Source organism: Hydrogenovibrio sp., assembly GCF_965140365.1.
Taxonomy (GTDB): Bacteria; Pseudomonadota; Gammaproteobacteria; order Thiomicrospirales; family Thiomicrospiraceae; genus Hydrogenovibrio.
Map to the genome: position 1 here is coordinate 1,864,768 of NZ_OZ223196.1, position 15,645 is coordinate 1,880,412.

Annotated in this window: 17 protein-coding genes; 12 read left to right on the plus strand and 5 right to left on the minus strand. The window is 52.1% G+C overall.

What is annotated here, in order from left to right:
• Together AC0KH7_RS08880 and AC0KH7_RS08885 are read right to left on the minus strand one after the other, a co-directional pair.
• Entirely contained in the window at window positions 1-399 is a 399-nt protein-coding gene (locus AC0KH7_RS08880) for a hypothetical protein (RefSeq protein ID WP_472372652.1), read from the minus strand.
• Between the two features lie 52 nt (window positions 400-451).
• Complete coding sequence (locus tag AC0KH7_RS08885) at window positions 452-1,045, minus strand: TetR/AcrR family transcriptional regulator (RefSeq protein WP_472372654.1); 594 nt, start codon at window positions 1,043-1,045, stop codon at window positions 452-454.
• Between the two features lie 434 nt (window positions 1,046-1,479).
• Here AC0KH7_RS08885 and AC0KH7_RS08890 point away from each other — a divergent pair, with 434 nt between their 5' ends.
• From AC0KH7_RS08890 to AC0KH7_RS08915, 6 genes are all read left to right on the plus strand, one after another.
• Window positions 1,480-2,937, plus strand: coding sequence for a c-type cytochrome (locus tag AC0KH7_RS08890; protein ID WP_472372656.1), 1,458 nt, complete (start codon window positions 1,480-1,482; stop codon window positions 2,935-2,937).
• Window positions 2,937-4,184 carry a hypothetical protein gene (locus tag AC0KH7_RS08895; RefSeq protein ID WP_472372658.1) on the plus strand — a complete coding sequence of 416 codons (1,248 nt, stop codon included), beginning with the start codon at window positions 2,937-2,939 and terminating at the stop codon, window positions 4,182-4,184. The genes AC0KH7_RS08890 and AC0KH7_RS08895 overlap by 1 nt, the downstream gene beginning before the upstream one ends.
• Before the next feature lie 10 nt (window positions 4,185-4,194).
• The gene (locus tag AC0KH7_RS08900; RefSeq protein ID WP_472367377.1) at window positions 4,195-4,587 is read left to right on the plus strand and encodes a c-type cytochrome; all 393 of its coding nucleotides are present in this window, start codon (window positions 4,195-4,197) and stop codon (window positions 4,585-4,587) included.
• The gene (locus tag AC0KH7_RS08905; protein WP_472372660.1) at window positions 4,584-5,915 is read left to right on the plus strand and encodes an FCSD flavin-binding domain-containing protein; all 1,332 of its coding nucleotides are present in this window, start codon (window positions 4,584-4,586) and stop codon (window positions 5,913-5,915) included. The genes AC0KH7_RS08900 and AC0KH7_RS08905 overlap by 4 nt, the downstream gene beginning before the upstream one ends.
• Before the next feature lie 21 nt (window positions 5,916-5,936).
• Window positions 5,937-6,650 carry a c-type cytochrome gene (locus tag AC0KH7_RS08910; RefSeq protein WP_472372662.1) on the plus strand — a complete coding sequence of 238 codons (714 nt, stop codon included), beginning with the start codon at window positions 5,937-5,939 and terminating at the stop codon, window positions 6,648-6,650.
• 322 nt (window positions 6,651-6,972) lie between these two features.
• Entirely contained in the window at window positions 6,973-8,148 is a 1,176-nt protein-coding gene (locus AC0KH7_RS08915; RefSeq protein WP_472372664.1) for a multidrug effflux MFS transporter, read from the plus strand.
• Between the two features lie 73 nt (window positions 8,149-8,221).
• Here AC0KH7_RS08915 and AC0KH7_RS08920 read toward each other — a convergent pair whose 3' ends face one another.
• Both AC0KH7_RS08920 and AC0KH7_RS08925 read right to left on the minus strand, forming a co-directional pair.
• Window positions 8,222-8,746, minus strand: a complete 525-nt coding sequence (locus tag AC0KH7_RS08920) for an RDD family protein (protein ID WP_472372666.1) — start codon at window positions 8,744-8,746, stop codon at window positions 8,222-8,224.
• Between the two features lie 55 nt (window positions 8,747-8,801).
• Complete coding sequence (locus AC0KH7_RS08925) at window positions 8,802-9,518, minus strand: M48 family metallopeptidase (protein WP_472372668.1); 717 nt, start codon at window positions 9,516-9,518, stop codon at window positions 8,802-8,804.
• A gap of 114 nt (window positions 9,519-9,632) precedes the next feature.
• Between AC0KH7_RS08925 and AC0KH7_RS08930 the strand changes: the two genes are divergently transcribed.
• Window positions 9,633-10,598, plus strand: a complete 966-nt coding sequence (locus AC0KH7_RS08930) for a pseudouridine synthase family protein (RefSeq protein ID WP_472372670.1) — start codon at window positions 9,633-9,635, stop codon at window positions 10,596-10,598.
• 20 nt (window positions 10,599-10,618) lie between these two features.
• Here AC0KH7_RS08930 and AC0KH7_RS08935 read toward each other — a convergent pair whose 3' ends face one another.
• Window positions 10,619-10,777: a hypothetical protein gene (locus tag AC0KH7_RS08935; protein ID WP_192893978.1), complete on the minus strand. Its 159-nt coding sequence runs from the start codon at window positions 10,775-10,777 to the stop codon at window positions 10,619-10,621.
• Window positions 10,778-10,943: 166 nt separating this feature from the next.
• Here AC0KH7_RS08935 and AC0KH7_RS08940 point away from each other — a divergent pair, with 166 nt between their 5' ends.
• The 5 genes from AC0KH7_RS08940 to AC0KH7_RS08960 all read left to right on the plus strand — a co-directional run bounded on the left by AC0KH7_RS08940 (window position 10,944) and on the right by AC0KH7_RS08960 (window position 15,610).
• Window positions 10,944-12,716 carry a 2-oxoacid:acceptor oxidoreductase subunit alpha gene (locus AC0KH7_RS08940; protein WP_472372672.1) on the plus strand — a complete coding sequence of 591 codons (1,773 nt, stop codon included), beginning with the start codon at window positions 10,944-10,946 and terminating at the stop codon, window positions 12,714-12,716.
• Window positions 12,713-13,663, plus strand: a complete 951-nt coding sequence (locus AC0KH7_RS08945; protein WP_472372674.1) for a 2-oxoacid:ferredoxin oxidoreductase subunit beta — start codon at window positions 12,713-12,715, stop codon at window positions 13,661-13,663. The genes AC0KH7_RS08940 and AC0KH7_RS08945 overlap by 4 nt, the downstream gene beginning before the upstream one ends.
• Window positions 13,660-14,199 (plus strand): hypothetical protein, encoded by a 540-nt coding sequence (locus AC0KH7_RS08950; protein ID WP_472367418.1) that lies wholly within the window; start codon window positions 13,660-13,662, stop codon window positions 14,197-14,199. The genes AC0KH7_RS08945 and AC0KH7_RS08950 overlap by 4 nt, the downstream gene beginning before the upstream one ends.
• A 29-nt stretch (window positions 14,200-14,228) precedes the next feature.
• Complete coding sequence (locus AC0KH7_RS08955) at window positions 14,229-14,618, plus strand: HIRAN domain-containing protein (RefSeq protein WP_472372676.1); 390 nt, start codon at window positions 14,229-14,231, stop codon at window positions 14,616-14,618.
• Between the two features lie 110 nt (window positions 14,619-14,728).
• Window positions 14,729-15,610 carry a 3'-5' exonuclease gene (locus AC0KH7_RS08960; RefSeq protein ID WP_472372678.1) on the plus strand — a complete coding sequence of 294 codons (882 nt, stop codon included), beginning with the start codon at window positions 14,729-14,731 and terminating at the stop codon, window positions 15,608-15,610.
• Window positions 15,611-15,645: the final 35 nt, after the last annotated feature.

Here is a 15,645-nt window from a genome sequence, read left to right on the forward strand (position 1 = left end):
TCAGGCTTTTTGCACCGAGCCGTCCACGGGTTTGGAAAAAAAAGTGGCGCGAATAAGCCCCCAGCTAAACCGCTCGGAATGGTTCCACGGCATCAACGACATAAAACGCGCCAGGAAACAATAGTCGAAAAACACCATTGCCGAAGTGCCGAGAATAATGAGGTAATATAAAAAGAACAGCGGCGGATACAGTGCGACCAATAACAATGCCAGATAAGCCAACCGCACCTGAACAGGAAAGGCTTTCACATCGGGCTTACGGACATAAAAATGCACTACTTGTATCACATTGAAGACAATGGCCGCTTCAATGCCATAAGGCACGCCTGCCACACCCGCAATCAACAACGCATCCGTAATGGCCCAATACCACCACACCAAATCCATTTTTAAAATCATTTTCGCTCCTAGAGATCTACTGTAAAAAAATTCATTCACCAAACTAAGCGCATCACTCAACCGCCAAAGCTCGCCAAGCCGCTTCGGTCAATTCGTCGAAATGCGTCATCAACGGCGTGGTCAACACCCCATCCAAATACAATTGGATCAAACGCAAAACGCTGCCATAAGCAATGGACGACGCGACCATCACATCCATTCGGCGTAATATGCCAGTGTCCTGCCCTTCCAAAATAACATCGCGTAACGTCATAAAAGGTTTCGCCGAACAAATGGGTTTGACCGACGGCATGAACTCTTTATGGCGTGCATACAAAATAAACTGCTCCACATCCGGATAGGTTTTCGCAAACCGCAACATCCACTCCACCAAAGCGAAATAACGAGCCTTCACGTCTTGGTGCTGCGCCAAAATCTCAGCCTGCTCCGCTTCAATGGTGGCCAACAAGTGGTGCATCAACTCTGTGGCCAGAGTTTCTTTATCTTTAAAGGCATGATAAATCGAACCGGTACTGACGCCCGAGTGCTCCACCAAATCTGGAATCGAGGTATTGAAAAACCCCTTTTCCACGAACAACGTCAACGCACTTTGCAAAATACGTTTTTTGGAGGCACTGATATCGGAAGCTTCAAAAAAGTTAGCCATACGTCTTTTATTTCTCGCGTCAATTATTTTAGAATGATTATTCTAGAATACTTATTCTAACTCCAATCAAAAAAACTGATTGGCGTAATAAAGAAACCTCTTGCGTTGGTTTCAAAAACCAAAACTTTATAAAAAAAGGTTTAAAAACGCATTTAAACAGCAGAAAAGGTTTTAATCTATGTACATTTACTTATAATCTATTTTAAGCTTTTCATTGAAGTGTGAAAAAACCATGAAGGGCATGACCATAGTATGACGCTATGTTTTCCATAACCGATTGATTCTTGGAATATTTTAATCATCATTAAGTTTTATACACCCATAAATATAAATTTTTTCTAATTCCATTAACCACACTGAGTACTTAAGATGACCGCAAAGCCATAACATGGGCTTATACTAGATAAAAGATATTAATATCGAGGAATAGCAAGATGGATTTAATCAGCTTATATCCAACCTGGTACGAACCAATTGTCGGTTCAGGCTGGGTGGTTGCGCTTATCGCAACCTTCCACGTGCTGGCCTCCCACACTTCCGTGGGAGCCGCACTTCTCTTTGCCTACCTGTCTCATAAAGCCTACAAAGAAGACCGAGAAGATCTGCTGGATTTTATTAAGAAATACGGCCTTTTCTTGCTGGTCTTTACCTATGTAGCCGGTTCCATCACCGGGCCGGGGATCTGGTACTCAACCACCGTCGCCAGTCCGAACGGCATCGGCGCCCTGATCCACTCCTTCGTGTGGAAGTGGGCCACAGAATGGGTTTTCTTCGTCATCGAAGTGGTCGGTGTATACATGATTGTGTATCTGGTCGGCAAGGTCGACAAAAAAACGCACATGAAAATCTCACTGATTTTCGGGATCGCCTCTTTCGCGACCATGGTCATTATCGTCGGGATACTCTCGTTCATGATGGTTCCAGGGAAAGAAATCTGGTTTGAAGAAGGCGGGTACCTGAACGGTTTCTACGGCACCAACACCTTTGCGCAACTGGGTATGCGTGTGGCGTTCATGTTCACCATGACAGCGGTCGTTGGCGGGATTATCATTTCCGGCATCAAAGACCCGGCCTTCAAAAAAGAAATGGCCCGCAAACTGGGTTGGCTAGGGATTATCTCCACCTTGATTGGTGCCGCCATGTTCCAATGGTATTTAACGTCTGTACCGGACCAAGCTATTCTGGTCATGGAAAACCGTTTGCCGAACTACTTCCAAGCCAGCATCATGGCCGTATTGGCGGGTACGTTAGCTTACTTCATCATTACCATGTTACGTCCTCAAACCTTGGTTCAAGGCTTTGCCGGTGCTATGACCATTATCATTCTGGTGGCGGGCCTATGGCCTGAAGAGACCGCGCGTGAATCCATGCGTAAACCTTGGGTGGCCGGTCAATACGTTTATTCCAACCAGGTGGTTGGGCGTGACGTACCAGGCATGGATATTAAATCTCAACTACCGACCATCGAAAAAGTCGGCATCCTAAAGGCGCATCCATTTACGCCTGAACACCTGAAAGAAGTCAATAACGGCAACATGATTCAGGCGGGTGAATTCATCGCCATGACCTATTGCTCCAATTGTCACTCTCCAAGTGCCACCGGGATTCGTCCTCTGCGTCGTTACTTCCCTGACGGCATCACGCAAGCACGCATGGAAGAATATGTTCGCGGGGTACTCACCACCGGCAACATCGCTTACATGCCGAAAATGCCGATGCTGGAATCCGAAGTCAAAGCCTTATCAGCCTTCTTGGTCATGAATAAGGAAGGCGGCGAACCGGCCGTCACTGCGGCGATTAAAAAAGAAATCTCAGACCGTGACCGTGCGCTGGCCATTAAACAGGCCGACGACAAAGTCGCAAGTCTGACCGTTGAACAGGAGGGCAAATAATGGACGCTGCTCAAGTTGCTCAGGTTACTGAGATGATGTACGCCCTGCGTAACCCCGCAGGGATTCCAACCTATCCGATTATTTTCATTGCACTGGGGGTTTTGACCTTCGCCATGCACATTTTCTTTGTGCAACTGATGCTGGGTACTTCTTTGATTACTCTCATCGGCGCTTTTAGTCAAAACGCTTACTGGCGTCGCCTAGGGGCGGCCATGCTCGAAATCGCCAAGGTGTCCGTCTCGGTCGCCATTGTGATCGGGGTCGCGCCGTTACTGTTTGTGCAGGTCACCTACGATCCGCACTGGTACACTTCGAACGTGTTGTCCGCCGACTGGGTCATTTCCTTTATCGTCATTTTGATTCTGGCGTATTGGGCGATGTACTTCTATTACTTCCGCAACAACAAAGAAAGTGATAAAACCCTAACACCGAAATCTCGCTGGTCAATGGTTGTCAGCTTGGCGTTGATGTTGGTTGTCGGCTTCATCATGCACAGTTTGACCAAACAAATGTTGCATCCTGAACTGTGGCAAGAATGGTATATGCAGAACGGTACGTTAGATTATTCTGGTTCGAAACTGCATGCTTACAGCCCTTGGCGTTTTGCCTTCTTCATCAGTTTGGCGATTCCGGTCGCCGGTGCCATGCTGGTCACCTACCGTCGCTTTAAGTCGGTACGAGAAGATGCCGATCACGACTACTTGAACTGGGCGGCAGGCGTCGGCAAGAAATGGATGTTGGTCGGTTCCGTTATCTCAACCGTGCTTTACATCGGCTGGATGATGACCTTACCGGAAACCGCTGGCAATTTCGCGACCTCCTTCTGGGGCATTATCGGTGGCGCGGCCGTTCTGTTCTACGGTGTCTGGGGCTTAATCCGCCTGAGAGGCGAAGCACGCATCTGCAGCTATATGGCCTTACCAATGGGGCTCGTGGTTGGCTTGATTGTGGCGATCTCTCGTGAAGTGTTGCGTTACGACATCCTGAACGGCTTCTTCAACTACAGCTTCTTCGACTACAAAGTCATTGCAGACTGGTACTCCACTGGCTTGTTCTTCCTGACCTTTGCGATTGTCGGGGGAAGCGTCTTGGCTTACTTCCTGACCATCGCGTGGAAAGCCGGTCAAACCGTTGGTGTTTACACCCCCGGTGAGACCGTCAACAAAATGGGAACAATCGCGATTTGGATCATGACTCTATGGATGGTTCAATTCTTTGCGGTTGGCTTCTATATCTGGTCACTGTAAGGAGAAGACAATGAAAAAACAATTATTAACCGTCTCATTCTGTGCCCTCACCCTGGCCGGAACGCACGCTGCGCAAGCAGATGTTAAAACACCGACAGCCTCCGGCCAAGCGATGGCTTGGCAATGTGCACCTTGCCACGGCACCAACGGGCAGGAGCTACAAGAAGCCATGCCGCCGCTGGCGGGCATGTCGGTCGAACAATTCACCAAAGCGATGATTGCTTATCGTGAAGGCACTCGCCCGGCCGTCATTATGGATCGAGTCGCGCGCGGCTTCACCGATGAAGAAATCAAAGCCATGGCGGAATGGTTCGTCAAACAACCAATGAAACCTTGGGAAGAAACCAGTTTAAAAGAGTCGTTGGCGGCACAGAAAGCCGGTTCGACAGGAGGTCAAGAATGAGCCAATTAGAAAACATGACTTTCGATCGTAAAATCACACGACGCGATCTGATCAAAGTGTTCGGTGCCGCGGCGGTTGCCGGCACCGGTATCTTCGGCGCAAGCAACAAAGCCTTCGCCAAATCCGCGCCGCACGTTGTGGTACTCGGCGGCGGTGTCGGCGGGTCCACTTTTGCGAAATACCTACGTTTCGCCGACCCGGACGTCAAAATCACCATCATCGAGCAAGACCCGGAATACATCACCTGCTTGCGAAGCAACGATGTTATTGCCGGCATGCACACACTGGATGACTTAACGTTCAACTTGGACACAATTAAGTCGAAGTACAACGTCAATGTCGTCATCGACAAAGTGGTCGGTGCCGACTTCGACAAAAAAACCGTGCGTACCGAAAAAGGTCATAACTTCCAATACGACAAGTTGGTGGTCTCACCGGGTATCGACTTCAAATTTGAAGATTATGAAGGTTACAATGCTGAATTAGCGGCAGGTGACTTCCCGCATGCTTACAAAGCAGGCCCTCAAACACTGAAATTACGAGACCAACTATTTGGCCTGAAAAAAGGCGGTGTCGCCATTATTTCACCACCACAAAACCCGTTCCGTTGCCCGCCTGGGCCCTATGAACGCGCGTCTTTCTTTGCAGAGCACTTCAAGAACTTCAACCCGACCGCCAAGCTGATCGTGTTGGACCCAAAAGAGCGTTTCACCAAAGACGTACCGTTCAAAAAAGCCTGGGAGCGCCTCTACGGTTACAAAACCGACAAGTCCTTGCTGGATTGGGTACCGGGTTCCGACGGCGGTAAAGTCATTGGCCTGGACGCCAAAAACAAAACGGTCATCACCGAATTCGGTGAGTACAAAGCGGACATAATCAACATCATCCCGAACCAACGCGCCGGTAAACTGGCACAGAAGCTTGGTTTGACGGATCGTTCCGGTTGGTGCCCAATCAAACGTAACTCCTTCGAATCCACGATTCAAGAAGAGGTTTACGTTCTGGGCGACAGTAGCATCGCGGATGCGATGCCGAAATCCGGTTACTCCGCCAACTCGCAGGCCAAAGTGTGTGCGCAAGCCGTGGCCGATACGTTGAAAGGGCATGAACTGCAAAAAGCCATTTACTCCAACGTCTGTTACAGCTTGGCTGGTCAGAACTACGGGGTATCCATTGCCGCCATCTATGAGGTACGTGACGGTTTGATTCAACCGAAAGGGAAATCGGCGGGTGTTTCACCGATTACCGACAAACCGGCTCAGCCGATTCTCGAAGCCGTTTACCAAAAGAACTGGCAACGTGAATTTGTAAAAGACGTATTCTCTTGATAAAGGTGTGAGGTAATAACTATGTTAAAACGAACTTTAATTTCCGCCTGCACAGCCGCCTTTATCGGATTCAGCGGTATGGCCTTAGCCGGCGGCCATGACGAGAAGCCCGAGGCCAGTCCTTGGACCAACTTCACGTTGCAAAATACGCTCAACAAAATGCCAGCCGGAAACGCAACTAATGGTGAAAAAGTAAACCATCAATGGATGTGTGCGGCTTGTCACGGTGAAACAGGGAAATCCCCTTCCCGCAACTACCCATCACTCAATGGGATGCCGGAAGAATACACCATCAAACAGATGCTGGATTATCGCGACGGGCGTCGTTGGGAAAACTACAAACAAGCCAATATTATGGTGAAACTGGCGCAAAGCATGACCGACCAGGAAATTGCGGATATCGCGGCCTTCTATGCCAAACAACCGCTGACCAACTGGACAGAAAGCTCTGAAGCCGATCCTAAAATTGACCGTTTGGTGCGTAAAGGGGATGTTAATCGTATGATTACGCCTTGTGCCTCCTGCCACGGTGTACACGGCGAAGGCCACGGCATCGTTCCGTCCTTGGCCGGTCAGGTGCCGGAGTATTTTGTCCGCACCCTGAAAGCCTATCAGGACGGCCAACGCCATAACGACGTCCACCAAGGGATGTCGCAATTCACCCACGACCTGACCGATGAAGAAATTCAAGGTCTGGCGGATTACTACGCGGCCATGCCGGCCGTTAAGGAGTAATGACATGAATGGCATTAAAGCAATTATCTGGGGCTTGATTTTGACCTTCGGTTCCGTCGCACTCATGTGGTGGCTGAGTACCATCACTGTGGTCGCGGTTTAAGCCCAAACCACTCTCCTCAGCCGACCTCCCTTTTCAGGATGAAAACGGGAGGTTTTTTATTTTCTCTCCAACATTATTAGTGGACCGCCCGGCAAACGTTTCTTCGAGTTTCGTCAAACGTCTGAACGCGTTACAATAACGTCTTTCAAATTCAATTCGAACCTGCGCCCCATGCCATCTCTTTCATCATCCAATCACTCTACAGCCAACTTATCACCGATGTTTTTAATTGTGATCGTCGCCATGATCGGCATGCTCGCGCCCTTCACCATTGACACCTATCTGCCCTCTTTTCCAGCCATTGAAGCCGAACTGTCCGCGAACCGGGATTTGCTTTCACAGACATTGGCCATCTACCTTATCAGCTTCGCATTGGCAACGCTGTTCTGGGGGCCGATGGCTGACCGTTGGGGGCGCAAACCGATTATTCTCATCAGCCTGGTCGGTTATTTGGCCGCTTCCATTCTCAGCGCCTTGGCACAGAGCATCGAAACCCTGTTGCTGGGTCGCGCCTTGCAAGGCACCATGTTGGCGGGCAGCCTAGTGGCCAGCCGCGCCATGTTACGAGACTTCTTCCAGGGCGATGAGGCACAAAAGGCCATGGCGTTAATGATGATGTTGTTCACCGCAGCCCCAGCATTGGCACCGATTATCGGCGGTTGGCTGGAAATACACCTGGGCTGGCGCTCGGTGTTTTATTTTCTGGCAATTTACAGCGTCATCATCATTATGCTGTTTTCCTTTCGGGTGAAGGAATCGCAATCCCCCGAACACGTGCAATCCATTCACCCGCTTCGCATCCTCCAAGGCTACTGGCAAAGTCTGGTGCATCCACAGTTCTTGCGACTGGTGGCCGCACAAGGGTTTATTATCGGCGGGTTCTTTATCTATGTCGCCGGTGCCGCCAGCGTGGTGTTCGATCACCTAAAGCTCGGCCAGCAAGATTTTTGGATACTGTTTGTGCCGGTGGTGTCCGGTGTGTTGATCGGCTCCATTCTTATTCACCGTCTCACCGACCGTTTTAAAGCCACCACCTTAATCAATGTCGCCTTTGCTCTGGCGAGCCTGGCGGTCATCATCAACCTTTTCTTTGAAAGCTTCTTGCCGGTTCAAGCCTGGCTGGTGATTGCCCCACTAGTGCTCTATTCATTCGCGTTTGCCATGGCGAACCCCGGCCTCAGTTTGGTGGCACTGGATTGCTTGCCAAGCCAACGCGGTTTGGCCAGTTCGGTGCAAAGTCTCTTTCAAATGGGGATGGCGGGATTGGTGGCCGCGCTCGTCGTGCCGTATGTGCAACACAGTTTGCAATGGATGGCGATATCGCAAGCGATACTGGTGATGCTGGCGCTGTTGCTCTGGCTGAGTGTGCGCCGTCAGATTCAAACCACAGCCTGAACGGCATCATACCTTGTCAGAAACAAAAACGCCCAGGCCTGGTGAGAATAAAGAGTGTGAAGTTGTCTGGCTTTTAACGCTGATTAACGACCAAGGTGCGCGCCAGAATATCGTGCAACCCTTGTTTGCGGGCCGTAAAAGCAATCATCAGGAAACCGATCATCAACAAAATCGCTGATAGGTATTTTCCAAAAAAGCGCCCGGTGGCGCGCAGAAACGAAATGCGCTGACCATCGTAATCCGTGACTTTAATGCCCAGCGCCATCTTGCCCAACGTACCTTGTTTCGACGACGACTCCATCAAGGCAAAATAACCCCAAGTAATCAGAATCGAAATCAAATCAATCGAATTGTCGTATTCCTCCATCGGCACTTCCTGATTCAAGTCCACCAAGCCCATCAAGGCTAGGGCAAAACCGATAATGACGAACACAAACGAAATCACCACAAAGTCGATGATATACGCCGCCAAACGCTTCCAGAACCCGGCGTACCGGACTTCTGCTTCCACTTCCGCTTTCAAAGCCGTTTCCGGTTCGGTCACGGGCGTGGCTTCATTTTCCACCATGGGTTGAATGTCTTCCTGCTTCTTATCCATACTGCGTCCTTTCCTGGGTTTCACTTTAGGTTTGAATTTAGGTTTGAAATCTGAATTAAAACGCAATCAGCGCCGCGCCATTTTCCTTCAACCACTGTTTATGGGTCTCGAAATCCGGGCAATGTCGCGCCACCAACGCCCAGTAATCGGCGGAATGATTCGGGTGAATCAAATGACACAATTCATGCTGAATCACATAATCCACCACGTCCTTCGGAGCCATCGCCAACCGCCAGTTGAACTGCACACGCCCGTCGGAGTAACAGCTTCCCCAACGGGATTTGTAATTGCGAATCGTCACCTCAGAAGGTTGCACCCCAATTTGCTCGGCAAACATCTGCAAACGCGGTTCCAGATAGGTTTGCAGTTGCTCGCTGAAAAACTGCACCACTTTTTTGCGTTGCGTGGCTTGCGGGTCCTTCAAAGCACGGGCGGTTTTCATATACGCCATCAAATGCGCCCCGTCCAGTGCCACCGACAGGGTTTTCACTTGGGTGTGGTGATCTTCTTTGAACAGAATTTTTTCGCCGAACAGCAACAGCTCATGCCCGTTTTTCAACAACAGACGTTTCGGCATTTCCGCCTGATGCTTGCGGATTTGCTGCAACAGCCAATCCCGCTCGTTTTCGATCAGGGATTCAATTGTCGCTTCGGAGAATTGTTTCGGCACCATCAGGGCGATGCGGTCGGGTTCGACTTTCAGAGCAATCGAACCGCGGCGGGTGGTTTTGACCACCTCGATTGTTTCAGTATCCAATTGTAATGTTTGCACTCGGCTGAACCATCTTTGATGACAATGCGACAAATTGTACTGCAAAAACCGTCGATGCTGGACAATTTACCGATGAAGCCACCGCAAGTCATGAGAATCCCGTAAAATATTCCCATGACCACGACACCCGACATCGAAAACGCCACCGAAACACCGATTGAATGCCACTTTACGCTGGCGCAGGCACAATCGCTTCTGGACGCCTTGCAAACGCATTTGCCCAACGGCGTGGCTTTTTCCAATCAAGCTTTAAAACGCTTTTGCCAGCAAGGCGCCGTCTGGGTGGCCGAACCGTTAAAAAAACCTGACGCCGACAGCGAAACCCCAAAATTAACCCGACCTGGCCGAATTCGCCGCGCCAAAAAAGTCCTCCCAGCCGGCAGCGAGGTGTCGTTTTACTACAATCCGGCGGTATTGAACAGCGAGATTCCCTCGCCAGTATTGATCGCGGACGAACAGACATACAGCGTTTGGTACAAACCCAAAGGCGTGCTATCGCAAGGTTCGAAATGGGGCGACCACACCACCCTGTACCGCTGGGTGGAAAGCGAATACCGTTTCGAGCAGGCACCCCAGCAACGCCCCTGCTGGCCGATTCACCGTCTCGACAAAGCCACCGACGGCCTGATGCTGTTGGCGCACAATAAGAAAACCGCCCAACAACTCGCACACCGTTTTGAACGAGCGAACGCCAAGGACGAACTGGATGAGCCGCGACAACCGCACATTCGTAAAATCTACCAGGCCTGGGTAAAAGGGGAATTTCCGCCGGACACCGTCACATTGGATGCCCCGATTGACGGCAAAGCCGCGCGCAGTCATGTCACGCGGCTGGCCTATGATGCCGAACGACAGCAAAGCCGGGTGGAAGTGAGCATCGACACCGGCCGCAAACACCAGATTCGCATTCATCTGGCGCAGGCCGGTTTTCCGATTATCGGCGACCGTCTGCATGGCGAAGCCGACGAAAACACGCCGGACTTACAACTCACCGCCGTGCGCTTGACACTGCTTTCCGAAAACGGTGAAGTTGAACAGGGTTACCGTTTGCCGGATGCGCTCAATACACTGATGGCTTAGAATGCCAGTTTAGCCGATGATTATTCTTTAACTTTTTCCGCTTCGCGGCTCAGTTCCTGATGCGACTCCTTAGCCGCTTCCTTTTGATATTCTTTCTGATAGGCGCGTTCTTCCGCCGTCGAACAACCGTTCAACACAAACACCGCCCCCAACACCAAACTCAACCACGCTAATTTCATCGCCTTCTCCTTTCCTGTTCAGCGTCGCGAAAACGTCACCGAGGTCTCTGCATGAGTCACATTATTTGCAGATTCCGACGCTTTCAACGTGTATCCTAATTTCGATTGTTCTAAAATAGACGTAATCCAATATACCCGATAAGACCACACATGCAAAGGAGCTTTCATGTCGGATAACGCCACGTCTTCGCCGCCCCCCAAAGCCAGCGCCCAACCGCGCAACACTCTGGCGGTATCCATTTCCGGCTCCGGCGGCACCGGGGCCGTCACCGTCGGGTTGATTCTGCTGGACGCGGTGGCCAAGGCCGGTTTTTACGGCGTGATGAACCGCTCCTTCGGCCCGCAGATTCGCGGCGGCGAATCTGCCGTGATGTTGCACTTTTCCGACCGGCCCATCGAAACCCTTGCCGAATTCTCTCACCTGCATCTGGCATTGGATTGGTTAAAGTTCGAACGTTTCCACGATGAAATCCCGCTGACCTCGGACAGTCTGGTGATTTACGACAACAGCCGTGAAAAACCACCAGGCCTGGTAGAAAGTACCGGTGCTACCTTAATTGGTGTCGCCTTGCAGGAAGCCGTGCGCAACCTCAAGGGCAGCCGCATCAATATGTTCGCGCTCGGCATTCTCGCCCAGCAAATCGGCCTGTCGTTGGACACCCTGGAAGCGGCCTTGCGCAAAACCCTCGGCAAAAAAGGCGACGAAGTCGTCCAGCAATCGCTGGAAGCCGTCAAAATCGGCACCACTCTGGTCGAGGAAACACCCTATCGCCGTCTGCCGGATTGGACGCCCACCAACACGCCACGCTGGAACATCAGCGGCAACGAAGCCTGCGGCTTGGGCGCGCTGCGCGGCGGCTTAAAACTGGCCGCGGCTTATCCGATCACCCCCGCCACCGACATTGTCGAATACCTCGCGCCACGCATCGAACAACTGGGCGGCAATGTGCTGATTGCCGAAGACGAGCTCGCCGCCATGAACATGGTCATCGGCGGTTCCTTCGGCGGCTGGCCGAGCATGACCGCCACTTCCGGCCCCGGCTTTGCCTTGATGACCGAAGCAATGGGCCTCGCCATTGCCAGCGAAACGCCCACGTTGGTGGTCACGGTGATGCGCGGCGGGCCGTCCACCGGCATTCCCACCAAGTCCGAACAAACCGATTTGAACCAAGTGCTGTATGCTTTTCACGGCGAAGCGCCGCACGTGGTGGTGGCACCCTTGAACGTGCAGGAAATGGTGCCGATTTCGCAGTGGTCGCTCGGCCTAGCCGAAGCCCTGCAAACATTGGTGGTGGAAGTCACCGACCAACACTTAGGGCAATGCCGCGCCATTATCGACCCGGTGCCGCCACAGGATTTCGGGTTGCAACGCAAAACCGCCACACCGCAGGAAGGCGCATATCGTCGATACCAACTGACCGAAGACGCCATTTCACCGATTGCCTGGCCGGGCATGCCGGACACCCAATACACCGCCGATGGATTAGAACACACCGAAGTCGGCGTGCCGTCATCAATGGCTTCCGACCATTCGGAACAACTGGCGAAACGCGCCCGCAAAATCGCCGAGTTCGATTACGGCGACCGATGGGCCAGCCTCGACCTGCCGCCGAAAACCAAAACCGTTATCATCACCTGGGGGTCCAGTTATGAAGCGGTGCGCGTGGCCATCGACAACCTGAATGCCAACGGCGCCAATATCGGTTTAATCGCTTTGCGCCTGTTAATGCCACTGCAAACCAACGTCCTGAAAAAACACCTCAAAGGCAACCAGGTCATCATCATCGAACAAAACGCCAGCGGCCAGTTGTATCATTACCTGCTGTCGCAAAGTGCGATTCCGGTCAAAGCCGTTTCCATCGCCGAAGCCGGGCCGATTCTGTTCAATCCCGCCCGTGTCGAACACCACTTGACCGCCTGTCTGGAGAAAACCAAATGAGCACCGACGCCTTGAATCACGTGGAGATCAGAACCACACAAGCCTCTGCGGAATCCGATAACCCTGCTAAACCGGCCAGACCGGCCAAGCCAAACGATTATATGTCCGACATTCACCCGGTCTGGTGTCCGGGCTGCGGTCACTTTTTCATCCTTCGCGCCTTGACCAAAGCCCTGGCCTGGTTGAATTTGCCGAAAGAGAAAATCGGGCTGGTGTCCGGCATCGGGTGTTCCTCCCGTTTACCCGCCTATCTGGATGTGTACGGATTCCACGGCGTCCACGGTCGCGCACTGGCGGTGGCCAGCGGCTTGAAGCTGAATCGCCCGGATTTGACCGTGCTGGTCGCCGGCGGCGACGGTGACGGCTATTCCATCGGCGGCAATCACTTCATTCACGCCTGCCGCCGAAATATGGACATGACTTACATCGTCATGGACAACGAAGTCTATGGCATGACCAAAGGCCAACCGTCGCCCACCACCGCGCCGGACTGGCACAGCAAACTCGCGCCACACGGCACCGGCATCCGCTCCTTCAACCCATTGGGCATTGCACTGGCCTCCGGCGCCAGCTTTATTGCCCGCGGTTTTTCCGGCGACCCGAACGGCTTAAGCAAATTGATTGTCGAAGGCATTCAACACAAAGGCTTTTCGTTGATTGAAGTGAAAAGCCCCTGCGTGACCTTCCGCCCCGAAGAAAAGGAATGGCAGAAAACCATGCGCCCGTTGAATGTCGAACCCACGTCCGATGTCATCGAAGCCGCCAAAGCCATTCACGGCAGCGATGGCTTCGATACCGGCATTTTTTATCAGGCCGATTTGCCGATTTACCCGGATGGTGACAGCACGGTCAAAACTGGGCAAACCGAACAGGCCACATCCGCAGACTTAGCCGAAGACCAAGCGCAAACCATCCTGAACCGTATTGAAGAGGGCCATTTGGTATGAACGCACTGCACACCAAAACCCAGCCACGTCCACACTTGAAAACCAGCCAGAAAAACCTGGCCTGGGTGCTGGCCGCCGTCAATGAGATGATTGAAGAATCCATGTACCATTGCCAAACTTTCGGCCACACCTTGCAGGCGCATCACAACCCAAGCGCCGCGCGGATTTTCGATTCCATGCTGCCGCATTTCGAATCCGAACAATCCTTCCTGCTGGACAAACTGCCGACGGTGGCACTGCCGAGCATTCCGCCCTGGGAAATTCCGCATCAGGAATACGAACACCCTGCCATGCGTCTGTTCCAAGCCCATTACCTGATGACCGAAGCCGAGGCCTGGAAACTGATGGGCGAAATGATTCAGGTGCATACCTGTTTCTACAACCAGCTTTTGGAGGAACTGCAACAGGACGAAATCCGCGAATTGCTGCAATCCCTGCAAAAGCACTGTCAAATCTGTCGGGAAATGTGCAAACAACAAAGCCTTACCATCGAACCGCATCCCGAGGATTTGGACCCGCCGAATATCCAAGGATGAAAGGCTAGAAGACTCGAAAGGATAACGCCATGCTTTCCACTTGGTTTCAGAAGCTCACCCAAAGAATCCTGCACCCGTCTTTAAGCTGGGTGCTGCCGGTCAAAGGCGTGTATTTCTATGAAACCGATGCCGTGGAAAATCATGGCTTGCTGACACCGGGCGCAATCGTCACACTCAAACCGGAACCCGAGAATAAATTCGACGGCCATGCCGTGCAAATCTGGCTGAACGGTTCGTCCTGCTTGCTCGGTTACATTCCGCGCAGCCATTCACGCCGCATCGCCTGGCTGTTGCAACACGCCCAGCTCAACACCGCGGAAATCGAATCCGCTTATCGGCAATATCACCGGCTGTATATTTACGTCCGCCTGCGGTTTGACGTGCGCTGGTGGCAAGCCGTGCAATATTGGATTCGATAACTCACCTACCATTCACATACTCATCCGCTTTGCGAAACAGTTGCCCGTCCTGCCGAGTTTTGTCACAATGAGCGTTCACATCATCTTTAATACAGCGAATCACAAAGCCTATGACAACCGACACCCATCTGGAAACCCTCGCCCAACAACTCGATGCCTCCGGTGACTATCAAGTCCTGCGCCGCTTTCAAGCCGTTTCCCAATATCAGGCACCGCAAGGCGACACTTATCACAAAGTCTGCATTATCGACACCGAAACCACCGGGCTGGACACCTCGGTGTGCGAAATCATCGAACTGGGTTATCAGGTAGTCGAATTCGATTCGCAAGGCCATTTCTACCGCGTATTGCTTGCCAAAAACTTCCTCAACGAACCGGAAGGCGAAATCACGCCCGAAGTCACCCAAGTGACCGGCCTGACCATGGAAGACGTGCAAGGCCATAGCATTTCGTGGGAAGAAGTCGAAGCCGATCTGGCGGACGTTCAACTTTGCGTGGCGCACAACGCGGCTTTCGACCGCCCGGTGGTGGAACGTTATAACGATTTGTTTGTGGAAAAGGTATGGGGCTGCTCCGCCAGCCAGGTGGACTGGTTTCACCTCGCCAAAGTCGGCTCGCGCAGTCAGGAATTTTTATGCTGGAAAGTCGGGCAGTTTTTCTACGGCGCGCACCGCGCCTTGGACGACGTGCAAGCCCTCACCCATTTGCTGAGTTTCCCGATTTCCGAATCGCAACTGCCCGCCTTCCACTTCCTGCTGGCCTCCGTGCGCCAGCAAAAAGTGCTCATCAAAGCCACCGGCGCGCCGTTTGATTTGAAAGATGCGTTACGCCAACGCGGTTACCGCTGGCAAGTGTCGGAACGCGTTTGGCAAAAAATCTTCGACGCCAGTCAACAACAAGACGAAATCGCCTGGCTCATCGAAAACAACACCCCCAACCCGGACGTCATTAAAATCAAAGCCACCGATACCTTTTCCGTGCGCGCGCAATAAAAATCACTCGAACCGGCTTGGCAAGTTCATGACTT

Bases quoted from the DNA above. Each gene is read 5' to 3' on its own strand.
- AC0KH7_RS08880 (WP_472372652.1), bottom strand. From the start codon at position 399: ATGATTTTAAAAATGGATTTGGTGTGGTGGTATTGGGCCATTACGGAT.
- AC0KH7_RS08885 (WP_472372654.1), bottom strand. From the start codon at position 1,045: ATGGCTAACTTTTTTGAAGCTTCCGATATCAGTGCCTCCAAAAAACGT.
- AC0KH7_RS08890 (WP_472372656.1), top strand. From the start codon at position 1,480: ATGGATTTAATCAGCTTATATCCAACCTGGTACGAACCAATTGTCGGT.
- AC0KH7_RS08895 (WP_472372658.1), top strand. From the start codon at position 2,937: ATGGACGCTGCTCAAGTTGCTCAGGTTACTGAGATGATGTACGCCCTG.
- AC0KH7_RS08900 (WP_472367377.1), top strand. From the start codon at position 4,195: ATGAAAAAACAATTATTAACCGTCTCATTCTGTGCCCTCACCCTGGCC.
- AC0KH7_RS08905 (WP_472372660.1), top strand. From the start codon at position 4,584: ATGAGCCAATTAGAAAACATGACTTTCGATCGTAAAATCACACGACGC.
- AC0KH7_RS08910 (WP_472372662.1), top strand. From the start codon at position 5,937: ATGTTAAAACGAACTTTAATTTCCGCCTGCACAGCCGCCTTTATCGGA.
- AC0KH7_RS08915 (WP_472372664.1), top strand. From the start codon at position 6,973: ATGTTTTTAATTGTGATCGTCGCCATGATCGGCATGCTCGCGCCCTTC.
- AC0KH7_RS08920 (WP_472372666.1), bottom strand. From the start codon at position 8,746: ATGGATAAGAAGCAGGAAGACATTCAACCCATGGTGGAAAATGAAGCC.
- AC0KH7_RS08930 (WP_472372670.1), top strand. From the start codon at position 9,633: ATGACCACGACACCCGACATCGAAAACGCCACCGAAACACCGATTGAA.
- AC0KH7_RS08935 (WP_192893978.1), bottom strand. From the start codon at position 10,777: ATGAAATTAGCGTGGTTGAGTTTGGTGTTGGGGGCGGTGTTTGTGTTG.
- AC0KH7_RS08940 (WP_472372672.1), top strand. From the start codon at position 10,944: ATGTCGGATAACGCCACGTCTTCGCCGCCCCCCAAAGCCAGCGCCCAA.
- AC0KH7_RS08945 (WP_472372674.1), top strand. From the start codon at position 12,713: ATGAGCACCGACGCCTTGAATCACGTGGAGATCAGAACCACACAAGCC.
- AC0KH7_RS08950 (WP_472367418.1), top strand. From the start codon at position 13,660: ATGAACGCACTGCACACCAAAACCCAGCCACGTCCACACTTGAAAACC.
- AC0KH7_RS08955 (WP_472372676.1), top strand. From the start codon at position 14,229: ATGCTTTCCACTTGGTTTCAGAAGCTCACCCAAAGAATCCTGCACCCG.
- AC0KH7_RS08960 (WP_472372678.1), top strand. From the start codon at position 14,729: ATGACAACCGACACCCATCTGGAAACCCTCGCCCAACAACTCGATGCC.